This window comes from Glutamicibacter nicotianae (assembly GCF_016907615.1).
Classification (GTDB): domain Bacteria; phylum Actinomycetota; class Actinomycetes; order Actinomycetales; family Micrococcaceae; genus Glutamicibacter; species Glutamicibacter nicotianae.
The window spans coordinates 2,898,483-2,916,404 of sequence record NZ_JAFBCH010000001.1 but is presented as its reverse complement, the minus strand read 5'-3'; the positions used below and the strand labels follow the sequence as shown (position 1 = coordinate 2,916,404).

The window sequence follows — 17,922 nt, the reverse complement described above, 5'->3', positions numbered from 1 at the left end:
CTCTGCCAGCTAATCCTTCGTCATCTTGGGCTCGACCAGCGGGCGGTATTCGGCCTGCATGGAGATCTGGGCGTCCTCGTAGCTGGTGCCATCGGGGAGGGTGATGTCCGCAGTGGCCCACGACCCGTTCCAGTACTTGATATCCAGCTTGGTCGGCGAGTATTCCTTGTGGATATTTGCTTCGAGATTGCTCATCGCGGTGCTGTAGCCGGTGATCCCCATGACCAGGAAGACGGCTGTCGCGACTGCTGCAAGTCCGGCTGAAATGAATTCGGTGCGAATGGACGAGCGCCGGGCATAGGTCTGCTCCCCGTCACGCAGGCCGGCGAACGCCCTGCGCCGGATCAGCGCGTGTACAGCCAAGGGTACCGCGATCAGCAGGAGGACCACGGACAACGCCACGGACATGAGCGGAAGGCCGAAGGCTACTGGTAGATAGTCATCCATGTACTTACCCTACCCACGTCAGCGCCTGACTTCCAGAGTCAGACCGCCTTCCCCGGGTTCAAGATGCCCTGCGGATCGAACACCGCGCGCAGCCGCCGTTGCAATGCCAGCGAGGTCTCGCCCAGCTCCTCGGCCAGCCAATCCTGCTTGAGCAGGCCGATGCCGTGCTCGCCGGTCAGCGTGCCGCCCAGCAACTGGGCAAGGTGGAACATGTCGCCCAGCGCCGCTTTCGGCGCACCACTGGTGATCGATTGTCCTTCGGGCACCACGATGATCGGATGCAGGTTGCCGTCGGCGGCATGGGCAATGGTGAAGATCGAAACTCCGCGCTCGTCCTCGATGCGCTGCAGGCCGGCGAACGCCTCGGCCAAACGGTGCCGCGGCACGCCGATATCGCAGATCGAGGCGGTGCCCAGCAGCTCCATGCTCGGGATGGCCTGCCGCCGGGCCTCGATGAGCGCCTCGGCCTGTCCCTGGTTGCTCGCAATCTCGATGAACCCGGCCAGCGGGGCAATCGCCTCCTGCAGCGCCTGCATTTCCAGATGCGCGCCGTAGCCATCGGTCTGCGCGAGCAGCAAGGCGCCGCCGCGCGACTGGTGATCCGTTCCCAGCGCCGCATCCACCGCCTTCAAGGTCTTGCCGCACATCAGCTCCAGCACCGAGGGAGTCAGCCGTTCGGCGATCACCGCCGAGGCAGCCTTCGCCGCGGCATCTTCATCGGGGAAATAGGCGACCAGGGTGGAGGTGTGCTTGGGCTTGGGGCGCAGCCGCAGCAGCGCCTCGACCACGATGCCCAGGGTGCCTTCCGAACCAATCATCAGAGCATTCATGTCGTAGCCGGCCACGCCCTTGATGGTCCTCCGCCCGGTGCGCAGCAGCTGCCCGTCGGGCAGCACCACTAGCAAGCTAAGCACCGACTCGCGGGTCACCCCGTACTTGGCGCACCACATGCCCCCGGCGTTGGTGGCGATATTCCCGCCGATGGAGCAGATCGCGGTGCTGGCCGGATCCGGAGCGTAGAACAGCCCATGCTCACCGGCCGCCTGGTTCACCGCTGCATTGATCACCCCGGGCTGCACCACCGCGGTGGCCTCCACCGGATCAATCTGGAGGATCTTGTCCATCCGGGACAGATCAAGCACGATCTGCCCAGCCTGCGCGCTGGAACCTGCCGCCAGCCCGGTGCCGGCTCCGCGCGGCACGATCTCCGCCCCATGCTCATGGGCCAGCTTCATCGCCAGCACCACGTCATCGATGCTCTGGGCAAAGATCACCCCGTCGGCGAAGCTCGGGGGCACATAGCCGGAGCGGTCAATACTGGCTGTTTGGCGCTCGGCCTCATCGAGCGAGGCACGCGGGTGGGCGCTGAGTACGGCGTGGGTGGCGGCTGCATTCACGGTGGACTCCTGTTAAGAGAACTGGCAGGACAGCGGTGCTGTCCTGCCAGTAGGGGATTATTGAACGAACGTGTCGGCCACGGCCAGTGCCTGCTCAAGGCGATCCAGTGCTTCGATCAGCACGTCGTCCTCGATATTCATTGCAGGCACCACATGCAGCCGGTTGAAGTTGGAGAAAGGCAAAAGCCCTGCGGACTTCGCCGCGGCAACCACCTGGTTCATTTGTGGGCTGCTGCCGCCATAGGCAGCCAGCGGCTCACGAGTGTCCCGATTCTTCACCAGCTCGATCGCCCAGAACACCCCGGTGCCGCGCACCTCTCCCACCGATGGGTGCTCGGCCGCGAACTGCGCCAGGCGCGGCCCGATGATCTCCTCGCCCAACCGCTTGGCGTTCTCCACCATGCCTTCATCTTCCATCGCGGTGATGGTGGCTACCGCCGCCGCGCACGCCAGCGGATGGCCAGAATAGGTCAGACCGCCCGGGTAGACCCGCTCGCGGAAGGTCTCGAAGATTTCCGGGCTGATCGCCACGCCGCCCAAAGGCACGTAGCCGGAGTTCACGCCCTTGGCGAAGGTCAGCAGATCCGGAACCACGCCGGCATGATCCACCGCGAACCACTTACCGCTGCGCCCGAAGCCGGCCATCACCTCATCGGCGATGTACACGATGCCGTGCTTCCTAGTCAGCTCGCGCACCCCTTCAAGGTAGCCCGGAGGCGGCAGGTAGATCCCGGCCGTGCCCGGAATGGATTCCAGGATGAGCGCGGCAATGGTGCCCGGCCCCTGAAGCAGAATCGTGTCTTCCAGGTGCTTGAGCGCCCGTTGCGTCTCCTCTTCGGGAGTCGTTGAATTGAAGTAGGAGCGGTACGGGTAGGCCGGGAAGAAATGCACCACCCCGTCGGTTGCATGATCCGAGGCGAAGCGCCGCGGATCCCCGGTGATGTTCACCGCCAGGTGCGTGCCGCCATGGTAGGAACGGTACGCCGAAAGCACCTTGTGCTTGCCGGTATGCAGCCGCGCCATGCGCACCGCGTGCTCCACTGCATCGGCTCCGCCATTGGTGAAGAAGATCTTGTTCAGCTCACCGGGGGTGTGCTTGGCAACCAGGCGTGCTGCTTCCGAGCGCGCGTCGTTGACATGCTGCGGGGCGATGGTGGCCAGCTTGCCGGCCTGTTCCTGGATCGCGGCGATGACCTTCGGGTGCTGGTGGCCGATGTTCGTGTTCACCAGCTGGCTGGAGAGGTCGATGAGCTTGTTGCCCTCCCCGTCCCACACGTACGAGCCCTCGGTCTTGAGGATCGTCATCGGGGTGAACGGGCCCTGGGCCTGCCAGGAGTGGAAGACGTGTTCGCGGTCCAGCTCGTAGGCGCGCTTCCCGGCGGCGATCTGCTCGCCGGTGATTTCTTCAGTCATTTGCTCGCTCATGGTCCTAGTCGTTCTGCGGGAAGCCGAGGTTGATGCCGCCGTGGCTCGGGTCGAGCCAGCGCTTGGTGATCACCTTGTTGCGGGTGAAGAACTTGAAGCCCTCCGGTCCGTAGGCGTGCTGGTCGCCGAACAGCGAGGCCTTCCAGCCGCCGAAGGAGTGGTAGCCCACCGGTACCGGAATCGGCACGTTCACCCCGACCATGCCCACCTGGATCTCGTCTTCGAAGCGGCGGGCCGCGCCGCCGTCGTTGGTGAAGATCGCGGTGCCGTTGCCGTACGGCGAGGAGTTGATCAGCTCGATGCCCTCGTTGAAGCTCTCCACGCGGACCACCGAAAGCACCGGACCGAAGATCTCCTCGGTGTAGATGGACATGTCCGTGCCCACGCGGTCGAACATCGTCGGATGCAGGAAGAAGCCTTCGCCATCGGCGTCCACCGTGCCGGTGCGGCCATCGAGCACCATCTCCGCGCCGGCGGTGATGCCGGCCTCGATGTAGCCGGACACCTTGGCCTTGTGCTCGCCGGTGATCAACGGGCCCATGTCGCAGCCGCGGGTGCCATCGCCCACGCGCAGGGTCTTGGCGCGCTCGGCGATCTTGGCGACCAGCTCATCGGCGATGGTGTCGAGCGCGACGACCACGGAGATCGCCATGCAGCGCTCGCCGGCCGCGCCGAAGCCCGCGTTGACCGCCATGTCGGCGGCCAGGTCCAGGTCGGCATCCGGCAGCACCAGCATGTGGTTCTTCGCGCCGCCGAAGGCCTGCACCCGCTTGTTGTGGGCGGTTCCGGTGGAGTAGACGTACTGCGCGATCGGGGTGGAACCCACGAAGGACACCGAGTTCACCCGCGGATCGGTCAGCAGGGTGTCCACCGCTTCCTTGTCGCCGTGCACCACATTCAGCACGCCCTCGGGCAGACCGGCCTCGGTGAACAGCTCGGCCAGCCAGTTGGCGGCCGACGGGTCCTTCTCCGATGGCTTGAGCACCACGGTGTTGCCGGCGGCGATGGCTACCGGGAAGAACCACAGCGGCACCATGGCCGGGAAGTTGAAGGGAGAGATGATCGCCGAAACGCCGACCGGCTGGCGCAGGGACTGCACGTCGATGCCGGTTGAGGCGTTCTGCGAGAACTCGCCCTTGAGCAGGTAGGGGGCGTTGCAGCACAGCTCGACGACCTCCAGGCCGCGGGCCACCTCGCCCAGCGCGTCATCCAGCACCTTGCCGTGCTCGGCGGTGATGATCGCCGCCAGCTCGCCCTTGCGCTCGGCCAGCAGCTGGCGGAAGTTGAACATGATCGCGGTGCGGCGGGCCAGCGAGGTGTCGCGCCAGCCCGGGAAGGCTGCCGCGGCGGCGGCGATCGCATGCTCGGTGGTGGCCCTCGAGGCCAGCGCCACGTGGCGGGAAACCTCGCCGGTGGCGGGGTTGTAGACTTTGCCGGTGCGGTCATCGGCGGAGTAGCTGGCGTTGTTGATCCAGTGCTGCAAGGTGTCGGTCAGCGTTGCGGTCATCGTGTCGGCCTTTCGAAGTTGGTTCCTGCATTCATCATGGGTCATGGATGTGAGGGGCAACACCATCACTGTGTCATGATTTAAGCACTATCGATGACGGAGTGTAAAAATGCTGACGGTGAACGACGTGCTGCACCTGCCGGTGGTGCAGGCCGCCGACCCCCAGGTGCTCTGCGCCGCCGGGATGGACGCGCAGCTGCGCTGGGTGCACGTCACCGAATCCACCGAGAACATCGACCTGCTGCTGGGCCGCGAGCTGATCCTCACCACCCTGCGCAACGTGAGCGATGTGCGCGCCTTCATCACCGCGCTGCGCGAGGCCGGAGCGGTCGGGGTGATCATCGAGGACTTGTCCGGCGCCGAGCTGGATGTCGCCGACCTGGGCCTGCCGGTCATCGCCCTGCGCACCACCACCCGCTTCGTGTCGATCACCGAGGTCATCCACCAGAAGCTCGTGGCCGAGCAGCTCGAGGCCGTGCAGTTCTCCCGCACGGTGCACGAAATCTACACCGGGCTCTCGCTGACCGAGGCCGACGAGGCGCAGATCGTGGCCCGCACCGCGCAGCTGCTCTCGGCCCCCGTGGTGCTCGAAGATGTCCGCCACCATGTGCTCGCCGAAGCCGGCGCGCAACTGGAAGACTGGATCACCCGCTCCCGCTTCGTCGGGTACCTGGAGCACACCGGGCGCGCCACCGGCACCGAGAACTGGCTGCAGACCCCGGTCGGGGCGGTGCGCAGCCGGTGGGGCCGGCTGATCGTCCCGGCCGTGCTGGATGACGACGATCGCGCCGCGCTGGTCCTGGAGCGTGCCGGCCAGGCGCTGACCATCGCCCGACTTTCCGGGCGCGACCAGCGCGAACTGCTCTACCAGGCCCGCACCTCCACCCTGCACGAACTGCAGTCGGGGCACAGCTACAGCGACAAGGAGATCGCCATCCGCACCCAGGCCCTGGGCCTGGCCGCCGCCCCCTACTACGTCCCGGTGGTCATCTCGCTGGCCGGCTCCGGCACGCCCACCGAAACCCAGCTGGCCGACCGCGCCCTGCTCGAAGTGCTCGACCAGCTCGCCGACACCCTGCACCTGGGCATCCTGGCCGGCTCCTTGAAACCCGGGTACCTGGGGTTGATCCTGCCGCTGCGCGCCCGCGAACTGGTGGACTCCACACTGCAGGGCTTCACCCGGCGGCTGGCCGAGCAGCTCACCGCACCGGTAGCCATCGGGGTGGGCCCCGAAGGCACGCTGGCCACCAGCATCGCCGGGCTGGAAGAGGCCGCGCACGTCGCGCAGATCGTCCCGCACCTGCCCACCCGTGCCCAGCCCTATTACCGCTTCGCCGACCTGCGCCTGCGCGGGGTGCTTTCGGCCATGGGCGGCGACCCGCGGATGCGTTCCTTCGCGCAGGCCGAGCTCGCCGGCCTGCTCAACCCGGTCGACGAGCAGGGCCTGGACCTGCTCGATCTCTACCTGGCCCACGGCGGGAACAAGACCGCACTGGCTAAGGCCGGCTACCTTTCGCGGCCGACCCTGTACTCCCGGCTGGCCAAGCTCGAAGCAAAGCTGGGGGTGCAACTGGACTCCGCCGAATCCCGGGCCTCGCTGCAGGTCGCGCTGCTTTGGTACCGCATGCACGGCTGAGGTTTTCCACATTCCGCCCCGGCGCACCCGCGGCACGACATTTCGGGCGCATGCTGGTTCCCATGAGCACAGACATCGCGCAAGCACTGAAGGACCTGGCCAACGCCAAAGCGTTGGCCGCTTCAGCGACCCGGCGCCTGGCCCACGCGGGACTCACCGCAGGCCAGGCCGCCTATTTCGCGCTGCTCACCGAAGAGATGACCCAAGAACTCACCCGTACGCAGGTCCACGCGGCTGCCGCCCTGCGGAGCACCGGCGCGCACAAGCTGGACCAGGAATCCTTCCAGGCCATCACGGACCTCGGGCCCGACCCCACCATCGAGGAGATCGATGCGGCGAAGGGGCGCACCACCACGGGGCGCACGCATTTCAAGGATGCCAAAGGGTTGATGACCGGATGGCTGGATATCCCGCGCAGCACCGCGGCCGCCCGGCTGGTGCAGGCCGACTGCCTGCTCGGCGGCGTAGACGAAGCAGGAGAACCAACGGAACCATGGCTGCCCGAACTCGCCGTGCAGTTCGAAGACCCGGGCATCGATCCGCGGCTGGTCGCCTCGGCGGCGATGAAGCTGCATTCGGTGCGCAAGGACCTGGGCGAAGGGAAAGCGGCCGAAGCGAAGAAGCAGCAGCTGCAGGCCGAGTCCGCGGCGTTCCTGCGGTCGGAGCCGAAATCGGCGCGCAAGCACATCAACGACCTGGTCGCGCAGGTCAAGGCCGGCAAGCGCCCGCTCAAGGCCCTGCTGGATGGGATCGGGATCTTCAAGCGCGGGATGCGCAAAGGCCTGGTTGAGTATCTCGTTCGTGTTCTTCCTTCGCAGTCCGCTTATATCGAGGCGTATTTCGCGAATTTGGATAATCCTTCCACCGTTGCCGGCAACCGGCAGGGGTTGAAAGACGTCGATGCCCAGTTCACCGGCGGGGGAACCAGTGGCTGGGATGATGAGGACAGCAAGCCGGATTGGGCGAAAGACAGACCCGGTGAAGAGGACATCGAGGACATCGAGGACATCGAGGATGACCCGCCGGACGAAGATGATCACCACTCCGAAGAAGAGGACATCCACCCGGAAAACGAGGATCTCCATTCCGAAGAAGATGGACTACCGACGGAAGATGTTTCAACAGAAGCGGAGCTGGCAAGCGGTGAATGGGAAGATCTGAAACCCGAGCGGCGGCGGCTCGTTGGTTTTATGGCTTTGCTGATGAGCGAACGAAGACCGAATGGTAGCCCGCCGGAACAGCAAGCCGGGTTTGCCAGTTCGCAGGTGAGCGTCATCTTGGATTGGGAGAAGATGCAGGAGCAAGCCGAGGATTTCGCGGTGACGTCTTCGGGGATCCAGCTGTCCCCGGGCGAGGCGCGGACGGTATTGTGCACTGCCGGTGTTCTTCCGGTGGTGCTCAACGGCAGGAGCTTGCCGTTGGATCTGGGACGGACCCAGAGGTTGTTCTCCAAGGCGCAGGTGCGTGCTTTGCGGGCGGCTTATCGGGGGTGTTCGTATCCTGGGTGCAGCATGCCAGCACAACGATGCGAAGCGGATCATCTGGATCCGTGGGAGAAGGGCGGCCGGACTGATATCGAGTCTGCGGTGTTGAATTGCTTGATTCACCATACGGCCAGGCATTGCGGGTTGTTCCATGCGGTGAAGATCCCTGGCAGCCGGCCGATGGTGCTGTTGCCTCCGGAGTTGGATCCGGAGCAGAAGTTGCGGGTCAACACGTATTTCATGACTCCGGCTGAAGCGTTGGAGGCTGAGGCGTTGGCGGAGGAGAGCACTGCGCGGTGGCGTGCGGGATTGCTGGACGTAGAAATCGCCGAGCCTTAAGACTCCTTCCCATACGGCCAGCGCACATCCTCGCGAACCTCATCGGACCACTGGGCGATCCAGACGCCGGTGCCTTCAGAGGCATCGCGGACCCCTTCTTCCAGCCACTGGAACTTGCCGCCCAGCAGGTCGGCGGCGAGCTGCCCGTCGGAATGCGTCGTGTTGTTCCAGAGCTTCTCGAAGTGCTCCTCGCAGCGCTGCGCAGCCTGCTCGCAGAAGGCCAGGGCAAGGCACTGCGCCGAGTCGCGCTGTCCAGCAGGAGACTGCGGCAGCGCGGTGGTCTTGGCAATCACTGCGGACATGGCGAACAGCTCCGCGCCGATATCCACGATATGGCCGAGGAAAACCTGCTGCTTTTCCATGCCTGCCTGCCAGCGTGCCATGCCGGCGAACGTCTGGCGAGCGAGGCGGCGCGAGGTCCGTTCCACATAGCGCAGATGCTTCGCCAAGGGGCCATGCCCGGAATAGGACGTCGGCACCGAGCCTGCGCCCACGGCGAGCTTGGGCAGCCAGCGGACATAGAATGCCGACGCGGATGCCGCGGCCCGAGCCTTTTCCTCCATGCTCGCCCCGGCACGAGCCAGGTCTCCCGCGGCCTGCAGGTGGGTATCCACCGCCTCGCGGGCAATCAGCAGGTGCATGATTTCGGTGGAGCCCTCGAAGATGCGGTTGATCCGCAGATCGCGTAACAGCTGCTCCACCGGCACCGCCCGCTCGCCGCGCGTCGCTTGGGACCGGGCGGTCTCGAAGCCGCGGCCGCCACGGATCTGCAACAGCTCATCGGCGATCGTGCACGCGACCTCCGAAGCCCAGAGCTTGGCCAGGGCCGCTTCGATGCGGATATCCTTCGTGCCGGCATCGGCCAGCCGGGCCGAAACCTCGAAAACCGCTTCCAGCGCATAGCTGCTGGCAGCAATGTAGGCGAGCTTGCCGGCGACCGCCTGGTGCTTGCCGACCGGCTTGCCCCACTGCACTCGCGCCGCGGACCATTCGCGGGCAATCTTCGTGGACCATTTGCCGGCCCCGGCGCACATCGCCGGAATGGACAGGCGCCCGGTATTCAAAGTGCTCAGCGCGATCTTCAGCCCCGAGCCTTCCTTGCCCAGCCGGTTGGCCACCGGGACGCGCACCTCGCGGAAGCGTGTCACCCCGTTCTCGATGCCGCGCAGGCCCATGAACTGGTTGCGATTCTCCACGACGATGCCCTCGGTATCAGCCTCGATGATGAAGGCGGTGATTCCTCCGCGGCCCGCCGGCTCTTCACCCACGGCCTCATGCGGCTTCACCGCGGCCATCACCACCAGCAGCTCGGCGACCACCCCGTTGGTGGTCCACAGCTTTGCCCCGTCCAGGAGATAGTGGGTGCCATCGTCGCTGAGCCGGGCCGTGGTGCCCAACCGGGCAGGGTCCGAACCGACATCATTCTCGGTGAGCAGAAAGGCGCTGATTGCTCCGGCCGCGCAGCGCGGCAGGTATTCGCGTTTTTGCTCCTCGGTGCCGAAGGACTTCACCGGCTCGGGGACGCCAATGGACTGATGGGCCGAAAGCAGCGCGCCGAGCGCGGGGCACACCACGCCGACCCGCATGAGCGCCCGGCCGTAGTCAAGCAGGCTCAGGCCCAGCCCGCCGTATTCAATCGGGATCTTCATGCCGAAGGCGCCGATGCGGCGCAGCTGCGCAATGTACTCATCGGGGATGCGTGCCTCGGCTTCGATGCGTTCCGGGTCGATGGAATCGAGCACCGCTTCGAGCTGCGGCAGGAACGCCTGGCCGCGTTCCGGGTGCACGGCACCCGGCAGCGGTTCGATCAGGGAGAAGTCCACGGCGCCCATGTACAGGCCCTTGGCGAAGCTGGGGCGGTTGAACTGCTCGCGGGATTCCTCGGCGATTTGCCGGGACGTCTCGGCGTTGGCTTGCATGGCGATCCCCTTTTGGCTCGGCGATCGGCCGCGGCGCCATCGCCTGGTGGCACCAGCGTAGCCCCGAATCCGCGGGGTTGCTAGAGCGCGCGCAGGTGGCCGCGGAGTCCCTCGCCGGCTTGATGCAGGTTCCCGCCGTCGAGCACCACGAAGGCCTGCCCAAAGGTGAGCTCATGGATCTGCGCAGCGGTCTGCCCCAATTCGCGGGCGATCCGTGCCGTGCTGGCCCGATGATCGAGCTGCAACGAGGGGAAGACCAGCGAGAACACACGGGAGACGAGTTGCTGGTGCCCTGCGGCCGGTTCCAGAGCCAGCTCCTGGGACAGCCAGCGGTAGTTGCCGTCGCCCAGCAGGCCGCAGGCCCGGGCGTGGGCCAGGATCGCCGTGGCAGGTGCCCCGAAGTGCTCTTCGAGAACCAGCAGCTGCGGGATCTGCGGCGAGTCTGAAACCCTGACCTGCAGGGACAAGGAAGGCAGCAGCAGGCGTGCGGCGAATTCATCGGCCTCGCGCTCGGCGGTGGCCATCTGCTCGCGGTTCTCGCCCAGCGAGGAGTGCATCAGCAGATGCCCCAGCTCGTGGGCCATGTCCAGACGTTGCGCATTGCGGCTGCCGGCGGCCAGGAAGATGAAGGCCTGTCCGTCTTCCCAGAAGCTGAAGGTCTTGACCGCGTCCAGCGAGGCAGGCAGGCTCAGCACCCGCACCCCGTGGGATTCGAGCAGGTGCAGCAGATCGGGCAGCGCGCCGCAGCCCAGATCCCATTCGGTGCGCAGCTGCGCTGCTGCATCTTCCGGGGTGAAGCCGCACAGCTCGGGGATCTCGGTTTGCGGTAGACGGAAGTTCCGCGTGATCAGGTGGTAGAGCTCCACGCCGTTGCGGCCCAGGGCGGCGGCTGCCACTTTCTGCGCAGTGCTGGTGCGGCGAGGGGAGCGGAAGAAGATCCGTTCGGTGTCGATGCCCCGGGTGGCGGGAAGCCGGAAGTACTGCGGTGCGCAGTCCAGCGCATCGGCCAACGCAAGGGAAAGATCCTCGGGAGCACGAGCTAGTTCGCGCTCGCAAATGCCCAGCGAGGCGGCCAAGGCGGACCGGCTCAGCGCCGCACGTTCGCGTGCCAGCCTGATTCTGGTCGGTTCCAAAGTCATGGGGTTCCTGCAATCTTCCAAAAGGCGATCTTAATCGTCTAATGACCTCAGAATAGTGGCCTATGCCACAAAGTACCAATTGGGCGTAGCTTCGTGAAGTAACACGCTCTGACTAGTGCAAAAGGCCCGCAGGTGATGACTGCGGGCCGTGCCGCACCTAGATCTTGCTGGACGCTTCCTGCAGCACGGTGCGCAGGATTGATTCGATCTGGTCGAACTCCGGCTGCCCGATGGTGATCGGCGGAGCCAGCTGGATGACCGGGTCGCCACGGTCATCTGCGCGGCAATACAGTCCGGCCTCCCATAGCGCCGGGCTCAGGTACCCGCGCAGCAGCCGTTCGGACTCGGCATCGTTGAAGGTTTCCTTGGTCGCCTTGTCCTTGACCAGCTCGATCCCGTAGAAGTACCCGGCACCGCGCACGTCGCCGACGATATCCAGGTCGGTGAGCTTGGAGAGCGTGGACTTGAACGCATCGGCATTGTTCTTGACGTTATCGTTCAGGCCCTCGCGTTCGAAGATGTCCAGGTTCGCCATCGCCACCGCAGCCGCCACCGGATGGCCGCCGAAGGTGTAGCCGTGGTAGAAGGTGGTGTCTCCCTTGGTGAACGGCTCGAACAGCTTGTCGGAAACGACCATCACGCCCAGCGGGACGTAGCCGCTGGTCAGCGCCTTGGCCGAGGTGATGATGTCCGGGACGTAGCCGAAGTCGTTGCAGGCGAACATCGATCCGATGCGGCCGAACGCGCAGATGGTCTCATCGGAGACCAGCAGCACGTCATGCTCGTCGCAGATCTCGCGGACCCTCTCGAAGTATCCGGGAGGCGGCGGGAAGCAGCCGCCGGAATTCTGCACCGGCTCCAGGAAGACCGCGGCCACCGTGTCGGGGCCTTCGAATTCTATGGCTTCGCGGATGCGCTCGGCGGCCCACAGCCCGAAGTCCTTCTCGTTGTCCGCGAACATCTCCGGGGCGCGGTAGAAGTTGGTGTTCGGCACGCGGAAAGTGCCGGGCACCAGCGGCTCGAAAGGGGTCTTCATATCCGGCAGCGAGGTGATGGCCAGAGCGCCTTGCGGGGTGCCGTGGTAGGCCAGGGCGCGGGAAATGACCTTGGTCTTGCCCGGCTTGCCCTTCATCTTGAAATGCTGCTTGGCCAGTTTGAAGGCCGATTCGACAGCTTCGCCGCCGCCGGTGGTGAAGAAGACGCGGTTCAGGTCGCCCGGCGCATAGCTGGCCAGGCGTTCGGCCAGGTCGATCGCCGGCTCATGGGCGTAGGACCACAACGGCATGAAGGCCAGCTTCTCGGCCTGCTTGGCCATGGCCTCGGCAAGTTCGGCGCGGCCGTGCCCGGCGTTGACCACGAACAGCCCTGCCAGGCCGTCGAAGTATTCGCGACCGGCATCGTCGTAGATCTTGTGCCCCTCGCCGCGCGAGATGATCGGCACCTGCGCGCCGTTGGAAATTCCGGAGTGCCTGGCCATATGCATCCATAGGTGATCGCGAGCGGCCTGCTGGCGATCGGTACCACGTGGTGTGTTCATCGTGTTCCCCAGTTGTATTCCTGTTTTTTGAGTGAAAGGTAGGTGTACGTATTGGTGCTGACCACGCCTTCGAGCCCGCGGATCGTTCCGATCACGCGCAGCAGGTCTTCATCGTTCGAGCAGATGACCTCGGCGAGGATGTCCGAGCTGCCGGCAGTGACCACGCAGTAGTCGACCTCCGGCAATTCAGCGATCCGGTCGGCGGTGTCGCTGATATCGCTGGCGGCGACGATGCCGATCATGGCCTGGCGGGTGAAGCCCAATTCCAGTGGATTGGTGACTGCGACGATTTGCACGACGCGGCTCTCGATCAGCTTCTGCACGCGCTGGCGCACAGCCGCTTCGCTCAGGCCGACTGCCTTGCCGATGGCGGCATAGGAGCGCCGGCCATCTTCCTGCAGCTGCTCGATGATCTCCTTGGAAATTTCATCAATGGCCTGCGCGGTATGCGAGGGCAGCGTCATATCGACCTCCTAGGTCTAAGGGACTTTCCACAGACCCTACCTTTACTGAATCAGTTGCGAAAGAGGTGTTTTCAAAAGATTTCAGTTTTCGTAACGCAATTTTTACAAGGAAACTTGCGTTCAGGTCTTGTTGCACCTGCGCATTGCTGGCAGGATGATCGTCAACACTTTCATGTGTGGCCGATCACATTCGTCGTTAGGATTCCAGCCATGTCGCACTCGCAACGCCGACTTCCGCAAGACCCGCAGATCCGCGCACTCGTACAGGCCATGGGCCAGCGCAGCTACTCCCGCCGCTCGGTGCTTTCCGCCGCCGGCGCCCTGGGCCTGACTGGGCTGCTCGCGGCCTGCGGCACTGGTGGCAGCAGCACGCAAGCAGCCCCGTCGATCACGGACATTTCCGAAACCGATCCGACGGTCAACTGGGCCAACTGGACCCTGTACCTGGATTACGACGATGAGAAGAAGACCTATCCGACCCTCGATGCTTTCACCAAGAAGACCGGCATCGCGGTGAACTACCGCGAGGACATCGACGGCAACGACACCTACTACGGCAAGGTGCAGGGCCAGCTTAAGTCCGGCCAGGACATCGGCCAAGACATCATCACGCTGACCGACTGGATGGCCGGGCGCATCATCCGCCAGGGCTACGTCCAGGAACTGGACCTGGCGAACATCCCCAACTCCGCCAACCTGCTGCCGAGCCTGAAGGAAGTCGACTTCGACCCGGGGCGCAAGCACTCGCTGACCTGGCAGTCCGGATATGCCGGCATCGCCTGGAACAAGAAGGCGTTTCCGAAGGGCCTGAAGTCCGTCGAGGACCTCTGGGATCCGAAGCTCAAGGGCCGTGTCACCGTACTCGACGAAATGCGCGACACCATCGGCCTGCTGATGATGCAGAACGGCGTGGACATCGCCGGCCAGTGGGGCGAAAGCGAATTCGGCGCCGCGACCGACGTGTTGCGCGAGAACATTGACAATGGCCAGATCCGCCAGGTCAAGGGCAACTCCTACAAGGAGGACTTCATCTCCGGCGATGCGATCGCCGGCATTGTCTGGTCAGGGGACATCGTGCAGATGAACTTCGAGAACGACGACCAGTGGGAGTTCGTGCTCCCCGAAGCCGGCGGCACCCTGTGGAGCGACAACCTGATGGTTCCAGTCGCGTCGCCGCGCAAGGCCAACGCCGAGAAGCTCATGGACTTCTACTACGACCCGGCCGTGGCCGCAGAGGTTGCGGCCTACGTGAACTACATCTGCCCGGTGGTCGGCGCCAAGGAGGAAATGGAGAAGATCGACCCGGAACTGGTCAGCAATCCGCTGATCTTCCCGACCGATGCCGATCTGGCCAAGGCGCGCGTCTTCCGCTCGCTGGAGGCGGAGGAAGAGACCACGTTGAACTCTGAATTCCAGAGTGCCATCGGCGCCTAGAAGCGGGGAATTCCATGCGACATCGAGCCCATATCTGCACGCGCAGAGGCGCAGTCCAGGCGCCTCGCCGTTCGGCGCCAACCGTTGACCAGAACCAGTTCCAGGAAGTGATAGGGGCATGACAATTTTGGCACCGCGTACTGAAACCACTGCCACGGGTGCGGACCTGCACCTGTCGGGGATCACCAAGCGCTTTTCCAGCTTCGTGGCGGTCAAGGAGCTCGACCTGGTTGTCCCTTCGGGCACCTTCTTCGCCCTGCTCGGTCCGTCGGGCTGCGGCAAGTCGACCACCCTGCGCATGATCGCCGGCCTGGAAGCGCCCAGCGAGGGCAGCATTTCGATCGGCGGGCAAGACGTGACCGGGTTGGCCAGCCACCAGCGTCCGGTGAACACCGTGTTCCAGTCCTATGCGCTGTTCCCGCACATGAGCGTGCTGGAGAACGTGGCCTTCGGGCTCAAGCGCAAGAAGGACAAGCAGGCAATGGACAAGGCGAAGGCCGGGCTGGAGCTGGTGGAGCTGGGGCATCTTGCAAACCGCAAGCCGATCCAGCTCTCCGGCGGCCAGCAGCAGCGGGTGGCACTGGCCCGCGCGCTGGTCAACCGCCCGCAGGTGCTGCTGCTCGATGAGCCGCTGGGAGCGCTGGATATGAAGCTGCGCCGGCAGATGCAGCTGGAGCTGAAGAACATCCAGACCGAGGTGGGCCTGACCTTCATCCACGTCACCCACGACCAAGAAGAGGCCATGACCATGGCCGATGTGGTCGCGGTGATGAATGGCGGGCGAATCGAGCAGATGGGCCCGCCGCGCGAATTGTACGAACTGCCCAAGACCGCGTTCGTCGCGAACTTCCTGGGCAAGTCCAACCTGATGCGCGGCACGGTCACAGGCCAGGAGGCAGGGATGCTCAGCGTCCTGGTCAACGGGCAGACGATCCTGCTGCCCGCCGACCGCGCGGTGCAGGCTTCGGGCGAAGTGGTCGTCGGCGTGCGCCCGGAGAAGATCTCGATCTCGCGCGACGGGTATGCGGGGGAGAACCGACTGTCAGGGACCGTGATCGACGTGTCTTTCACCGGCACCACCACCGAATACCTGGTCGAGGTGGACGGCATCGGCACCATCGGGACGTTCGCGCAGAACCGCGGCCAGCAGCCGGCCGCCGAAGGCGACACCGTGCACCTGTCCTGGGATGCCCAGCATTCCTTCGGCCTGGCCGGCGCCGAGCATGAGGACGCGGGGGTGGACCAGACATGACGCTGATGACTAGGAAGGGGATCGCCGACCTGCGCAGCCGCGAGGAAATCCGGGCGGAACGGCGCAAGGGGCGCACAGGTGTCTACCTGATTGCCCCCGGCATGCTGGTGCTGGCCCTGTTCTTCGCGCTGCCCGTGGTCGTGCTGCTGGCGATGAGCCTGTATGTGAAGCCCGAAGGCGCGGAAATCGGCGAGTTCGTGCCGGGCTTCGAAATCGGCAACTACGCCACGGTGCTCGCCGCCTACTGGCCCGAGCTGCTGCGTTCCTTCGGCTTCGCGCTGATCGCCACCGTGCTGGCGCTGCTCATCGGCTTCCCGATGGCCTACCTGGTGGCGGTCCGCCTGCGCGAGAAATCGCTGCTGCAGGGCATCTTGCTGGTGCTGCTGATCGCCCCGTTCTTCTCCAGCTTCATCCTGCGCACCCAGGCCTGGAAGCAGATCCTGGCCGACGAGGGGTTCATCGCCCAAACACTGAAGTTCCTCGCGATCCTGCCGGCCGACGGGCACCTGACCGCCACGCCGTTCGCGGTGGTCGCCGGCCTGACCTACAACTTCCTGCCCTTCATGGTGCTGCCGATCTACGCGAACCTGGGCAGGCTGGACACCCGGCTGCTCGAAGCCTCGGGGGACCTGTATGCCAGCCCGATGACCTCGTTCTTCAAGGTGACCCTGCCAATGAGCGCCCCGGGCGTCTTCGCCGGCACCCTGCTGACGTTCATCCCCGCCGCCGGCGACTACGTCAACGCGGCCCTGCTGGGCAATAACCGCAATACGACGATGATCGGCCAGGTGATCGACTCCAGGTTCTTCAAGGTCATCGATTACCCCGGCGCCTCGGCCCTGAGCTTCGTGCTGATGGTCTCGATCCTGATCCTGGTCACGATCTATATCCGCCGCTTCGGCACCGAGGAGCTGATGTAGCATGAAGCAGAAAATCGGACGCTGGTTCATTCCAGCCGTCGGCGGGCTGGCCTTCATCTACCTCCTGGTCCCGATCGCCTACATCTTCGTGTTCTCCTTCAACGACGCAGGCCGCACCAACCTGGAATGGCGCGGCTTCACCCTGTCGAATTGGCAGAACCCCTGCGGCGCTCCGGCAGTGTGCGAATCGCTGGTTCACTCGCTGCAGGTCGGCACGGTGGCCACCATTGTCGCCACCGCCCTGGGCACGCTGATCGCCATCGGCCTGGTCCGCTACAAGTTCCGTTTCCGCAAGCTCACCGACGTGCTGATCATCCTGCCGCTGGCGACGCCGGAAGTGGTGCTCGGCGCTTCGCTGCTGGCGCAGTTCCTGAACCTCGGTTGGGAACTGGGCTACACCACCATCGTGATCGCCCACATCGTGTTCTGCATGTCCTTCGTGATCGTCACGGTCAGGGCGCGGGTTTCCTCGCTGGACCCGCGATTGGAGGAAGCTGCCGCCGATCTCTATGCCTCGCCGCGCACAGCTTTCTGGAAGGTGACCTTCCCGTTGCTGCTGCCGGGCATCGTGGCCGCCGCGCTGTTGTCCTTCGCGATGAGCTTCGACGATTTCATCATCACGAACTTCAACTCCGGCACCTTCCAGACCTTCCCGAAGTTCATCTATGTGGCAGCGACCCGCGGCATTCCAGCCCAGGCGAATGTCATTGGCTCGGCGATGTTCATCCTCGCCCTGCTCGTGGTGGTCATCGGGCAGGTGATCAGCTACCGCAAGAGGAAGCAGCTGGAAAATTCCTAGCTGCCCCGGAATCCGTGCCCGGGTCCGCGCTCCTGGAGCGCGGACCTTTGGCATGCCCTGCGTGCCGGTCCGGCAAAGCCGTCGGGAGACCCTGGCCTGGTACGGAGCGTGGGCATGCGCATCGGCCGGTGGCAGTTCTTCCGCTTAAACGCAGGAAGCGTGCCGGCGCAAAGAGCCCGAGACGAGAGCCCATTAGGATGGCTAGCGGATGGAAATATTGGCA

The 17,922-nt window shown here is 64.9% G+C and carries 14 protein-coding genes; 6 read left to right on the top strand and 8 right to left on the bottom strand.

The annotated features are described in order from the left end of the window. Positions 1 to 9 precede the first annotated feature (9 nt). Genes JOE62_RS13890 through JOE62_RS13875 form a run of 4 tightly spaced genes read right to left on the bottom strand, consistent with a single transcriptional unit; the run spans position 10 to position 4,776 of the window. Positions 10 to 447: a hypothetical protein gene (locus tag JOE62_RS13890; RefSeq protein WP_204722795.1), complete on the bottom strand. Its 438-nt coding sequence runs from the start codon at positions 445 to 447 to the stop codon at positions 10 to 12. 38 nt (positions 448 to 485) lie between these two features. Beyond that, positions 486 to 1,844 (bottom strand): FAD-linked oxidase C-terminal domain-containing protein, encoded by a 1,359-nt coding sequence (locus JOE62_RS16655; RefSeq protein ID WP_204722794.1) that lies wholly within the window; start codon positions 1,842 to 1,844, stop codon positions 486 to 488. 57 nt (positions 1,845 to 1,901) lie between these two features. Then, the gene (locus tag JOE62_RS13880) at positions 1,902 to 3,269 is read right to left on the bottom strand and encodes an aspartate aminotransferase family protein (protein WP_204722793.1); all 1,368 of its coding nucleotides are present in this window, start codon (positions 3,267 to 3,269) and stop codon (positions 1,902 to 1,904) included. 4 nt (positions 3,270 to 3,273) lie between these two features. After that, positions 3,274 to 4,776, bottom strand: coding sequence for a CoA-acylating methylmalonate-semialdehyde dehydrogenase (locus tag JOE62_RS13875; protein WP_204722792.1), 1,503 nt, complete (start codon positions 4,774 to 4,776; stop codon positions 3,274 to 3,276). A 109-nt stretch (positions 4,777 to 4,885) separates the two neighbouring features. On the opposite strand from JOE62_RS13875, the gene JOE62_RS13870 reads away from it, so the two are divergent. Then, entirely contained in the window at positions 4,886 to 6,412 is a 1,527-nt protein-coding gene (locus JOE62_RS13870; RefSeq protein ID WP_204722791.1) for a PucR family transcriptional regulator, read from the top strand. A 62-nt stretch (positions 6,413 to 6,474) separates the two neighbouring features. Further along, entirely contained in the window at positions 6,475 to 8,235 is a 1,761-nt protein-coding gene (locus JOE62_RS13865) for an HNH endonuclease signature motif containing protein (protein WP_204722790.1), read from the top strand. Here the strand turns inward: JOE62_RS13865 and JOE62_RS13860 are convergent. The 4 genes from JOE62_RS13860 to JOE62_RS13845 form a co-directional block, all read right to left on the bottom strand. Next, the gene (locus JOE62_RS13860; RefSeq protein ID WP_204722789.1) at positions 8,232 to 10,154 is read right to left on the bottom strand and encodes an acyl-CoA dehydrogenase family protein; all 1,923 of its coding nucleotides are present in this window, start codon (positions 10,152 to 10,154) and stop codon (positions 8,232 to 8,234) included. The two genes, JOE62_RS13865 and JOE62_RS13860, sit on opposite strands and share 4 nt — an antisense overlap. A gap of 80 nt (positions 10,155 to 10,234) precedes the next feature. Continuing rightward, on the bottom strand, positions 10,235 to 11,293 hold the full coding sequence (locus JOE62_RS13855; RefSeq protein ID WP_204722788.1) for an ImmA/IrrE family metallo-endopeptidase: 1,059 nt from the start codon (positions 11,291 to 11,293) through the stop codon (positions 10,235 to 10,237). Between the two features lie 157 nt (positions 11,294 to 11,450). Then, entirely contained in the window at positions 11,451 to 12,830 is a 1,380-nt protein-coding gene (locus JOE62_RS13850; RefSeq protein ID WP_204722787.1) for an aspartate aminotransferase family protein, read from the bottom strand. Beyond that, on the bottom strand, positions 12,827 to 13,294 hold the full coding sequence (locus tag JOE62_RS13845) for an Lrp/AsnC family transcriptional regulator (protein ID WP_204722786.1): 468 nt from the start codon (positions 13,292 to 13,294) through the stop codon (positions 12,827 to 12,829). Before JOE62_RS13845 ends, JOE62_RS13850 begins: the two co-directional genes overlap by 4 nt. A 210-nt stretch (positions 13,295 to 13,504) precedes the next feature. Here JOE62_RS13845 and JOE62_RS13840 point away from each other — a divergent pair, with 210 nt between their 5' ends. The 4 genes from JOE62_RS13840 (at position 13,505) to JOE62_RS13825 (ending at position 17,699) form a co-directional block, all read left to right on the top strand. Beyond that, positions 13,505 to 14,728 carry an ABC transporter substrate-binding protein gene (locus tag JOE62_RS13840; RefSeq protein WP_204722785.1) on the top strand — a complete coding sequence of 408 codons (1,224 nt, stop codon included), beginning with the start codon at positions 13,505 to 13,507 and terminating at the stop codon, positions 14,726 to 14,728. A 118-nt stretch (positions 14,729 to 14,846) separates the two neighbouring features. Beyond that, the gene (locus JOE62_RS13835; protein WP_204722784.1) at positions 14,847 to 15,980 is read left to right on the top strand and encodes an ABC transporter ATP-binding protein; all 1,134 of its coding nucleotides are present in this window, start codon (positions 14,847 to 14,849) and stop codon (positions 15,978 to 15,980) included. Continuing rightward, positions 15,977 to 16,900, top strand: coding sequence for an ABC transporter permease (locus JOE62_RS13830; protein WP_204722783.1), 924 nt, complete (start codon positions 15,977 to 15,979; stop codon positions 16,898 to 16,900). The genes JOE62_RS13835 and JOE62_RS13830 overlap by 4 nt, the downstream gene beginning before the upstream one ends. 1 nt (position 16,901) lies before the next feature. After that, a complete protein-coding gene (locus JOE62_RS13825; protein WP_204722782.1) occupies positions 16,902 to 17,699 on the top strand; it encodes an ABC transporter permease in 798 nt (265 codons plus the stop codon). Positions 17,700 to 17,922 lie beyond the last annotated feature (223 nt).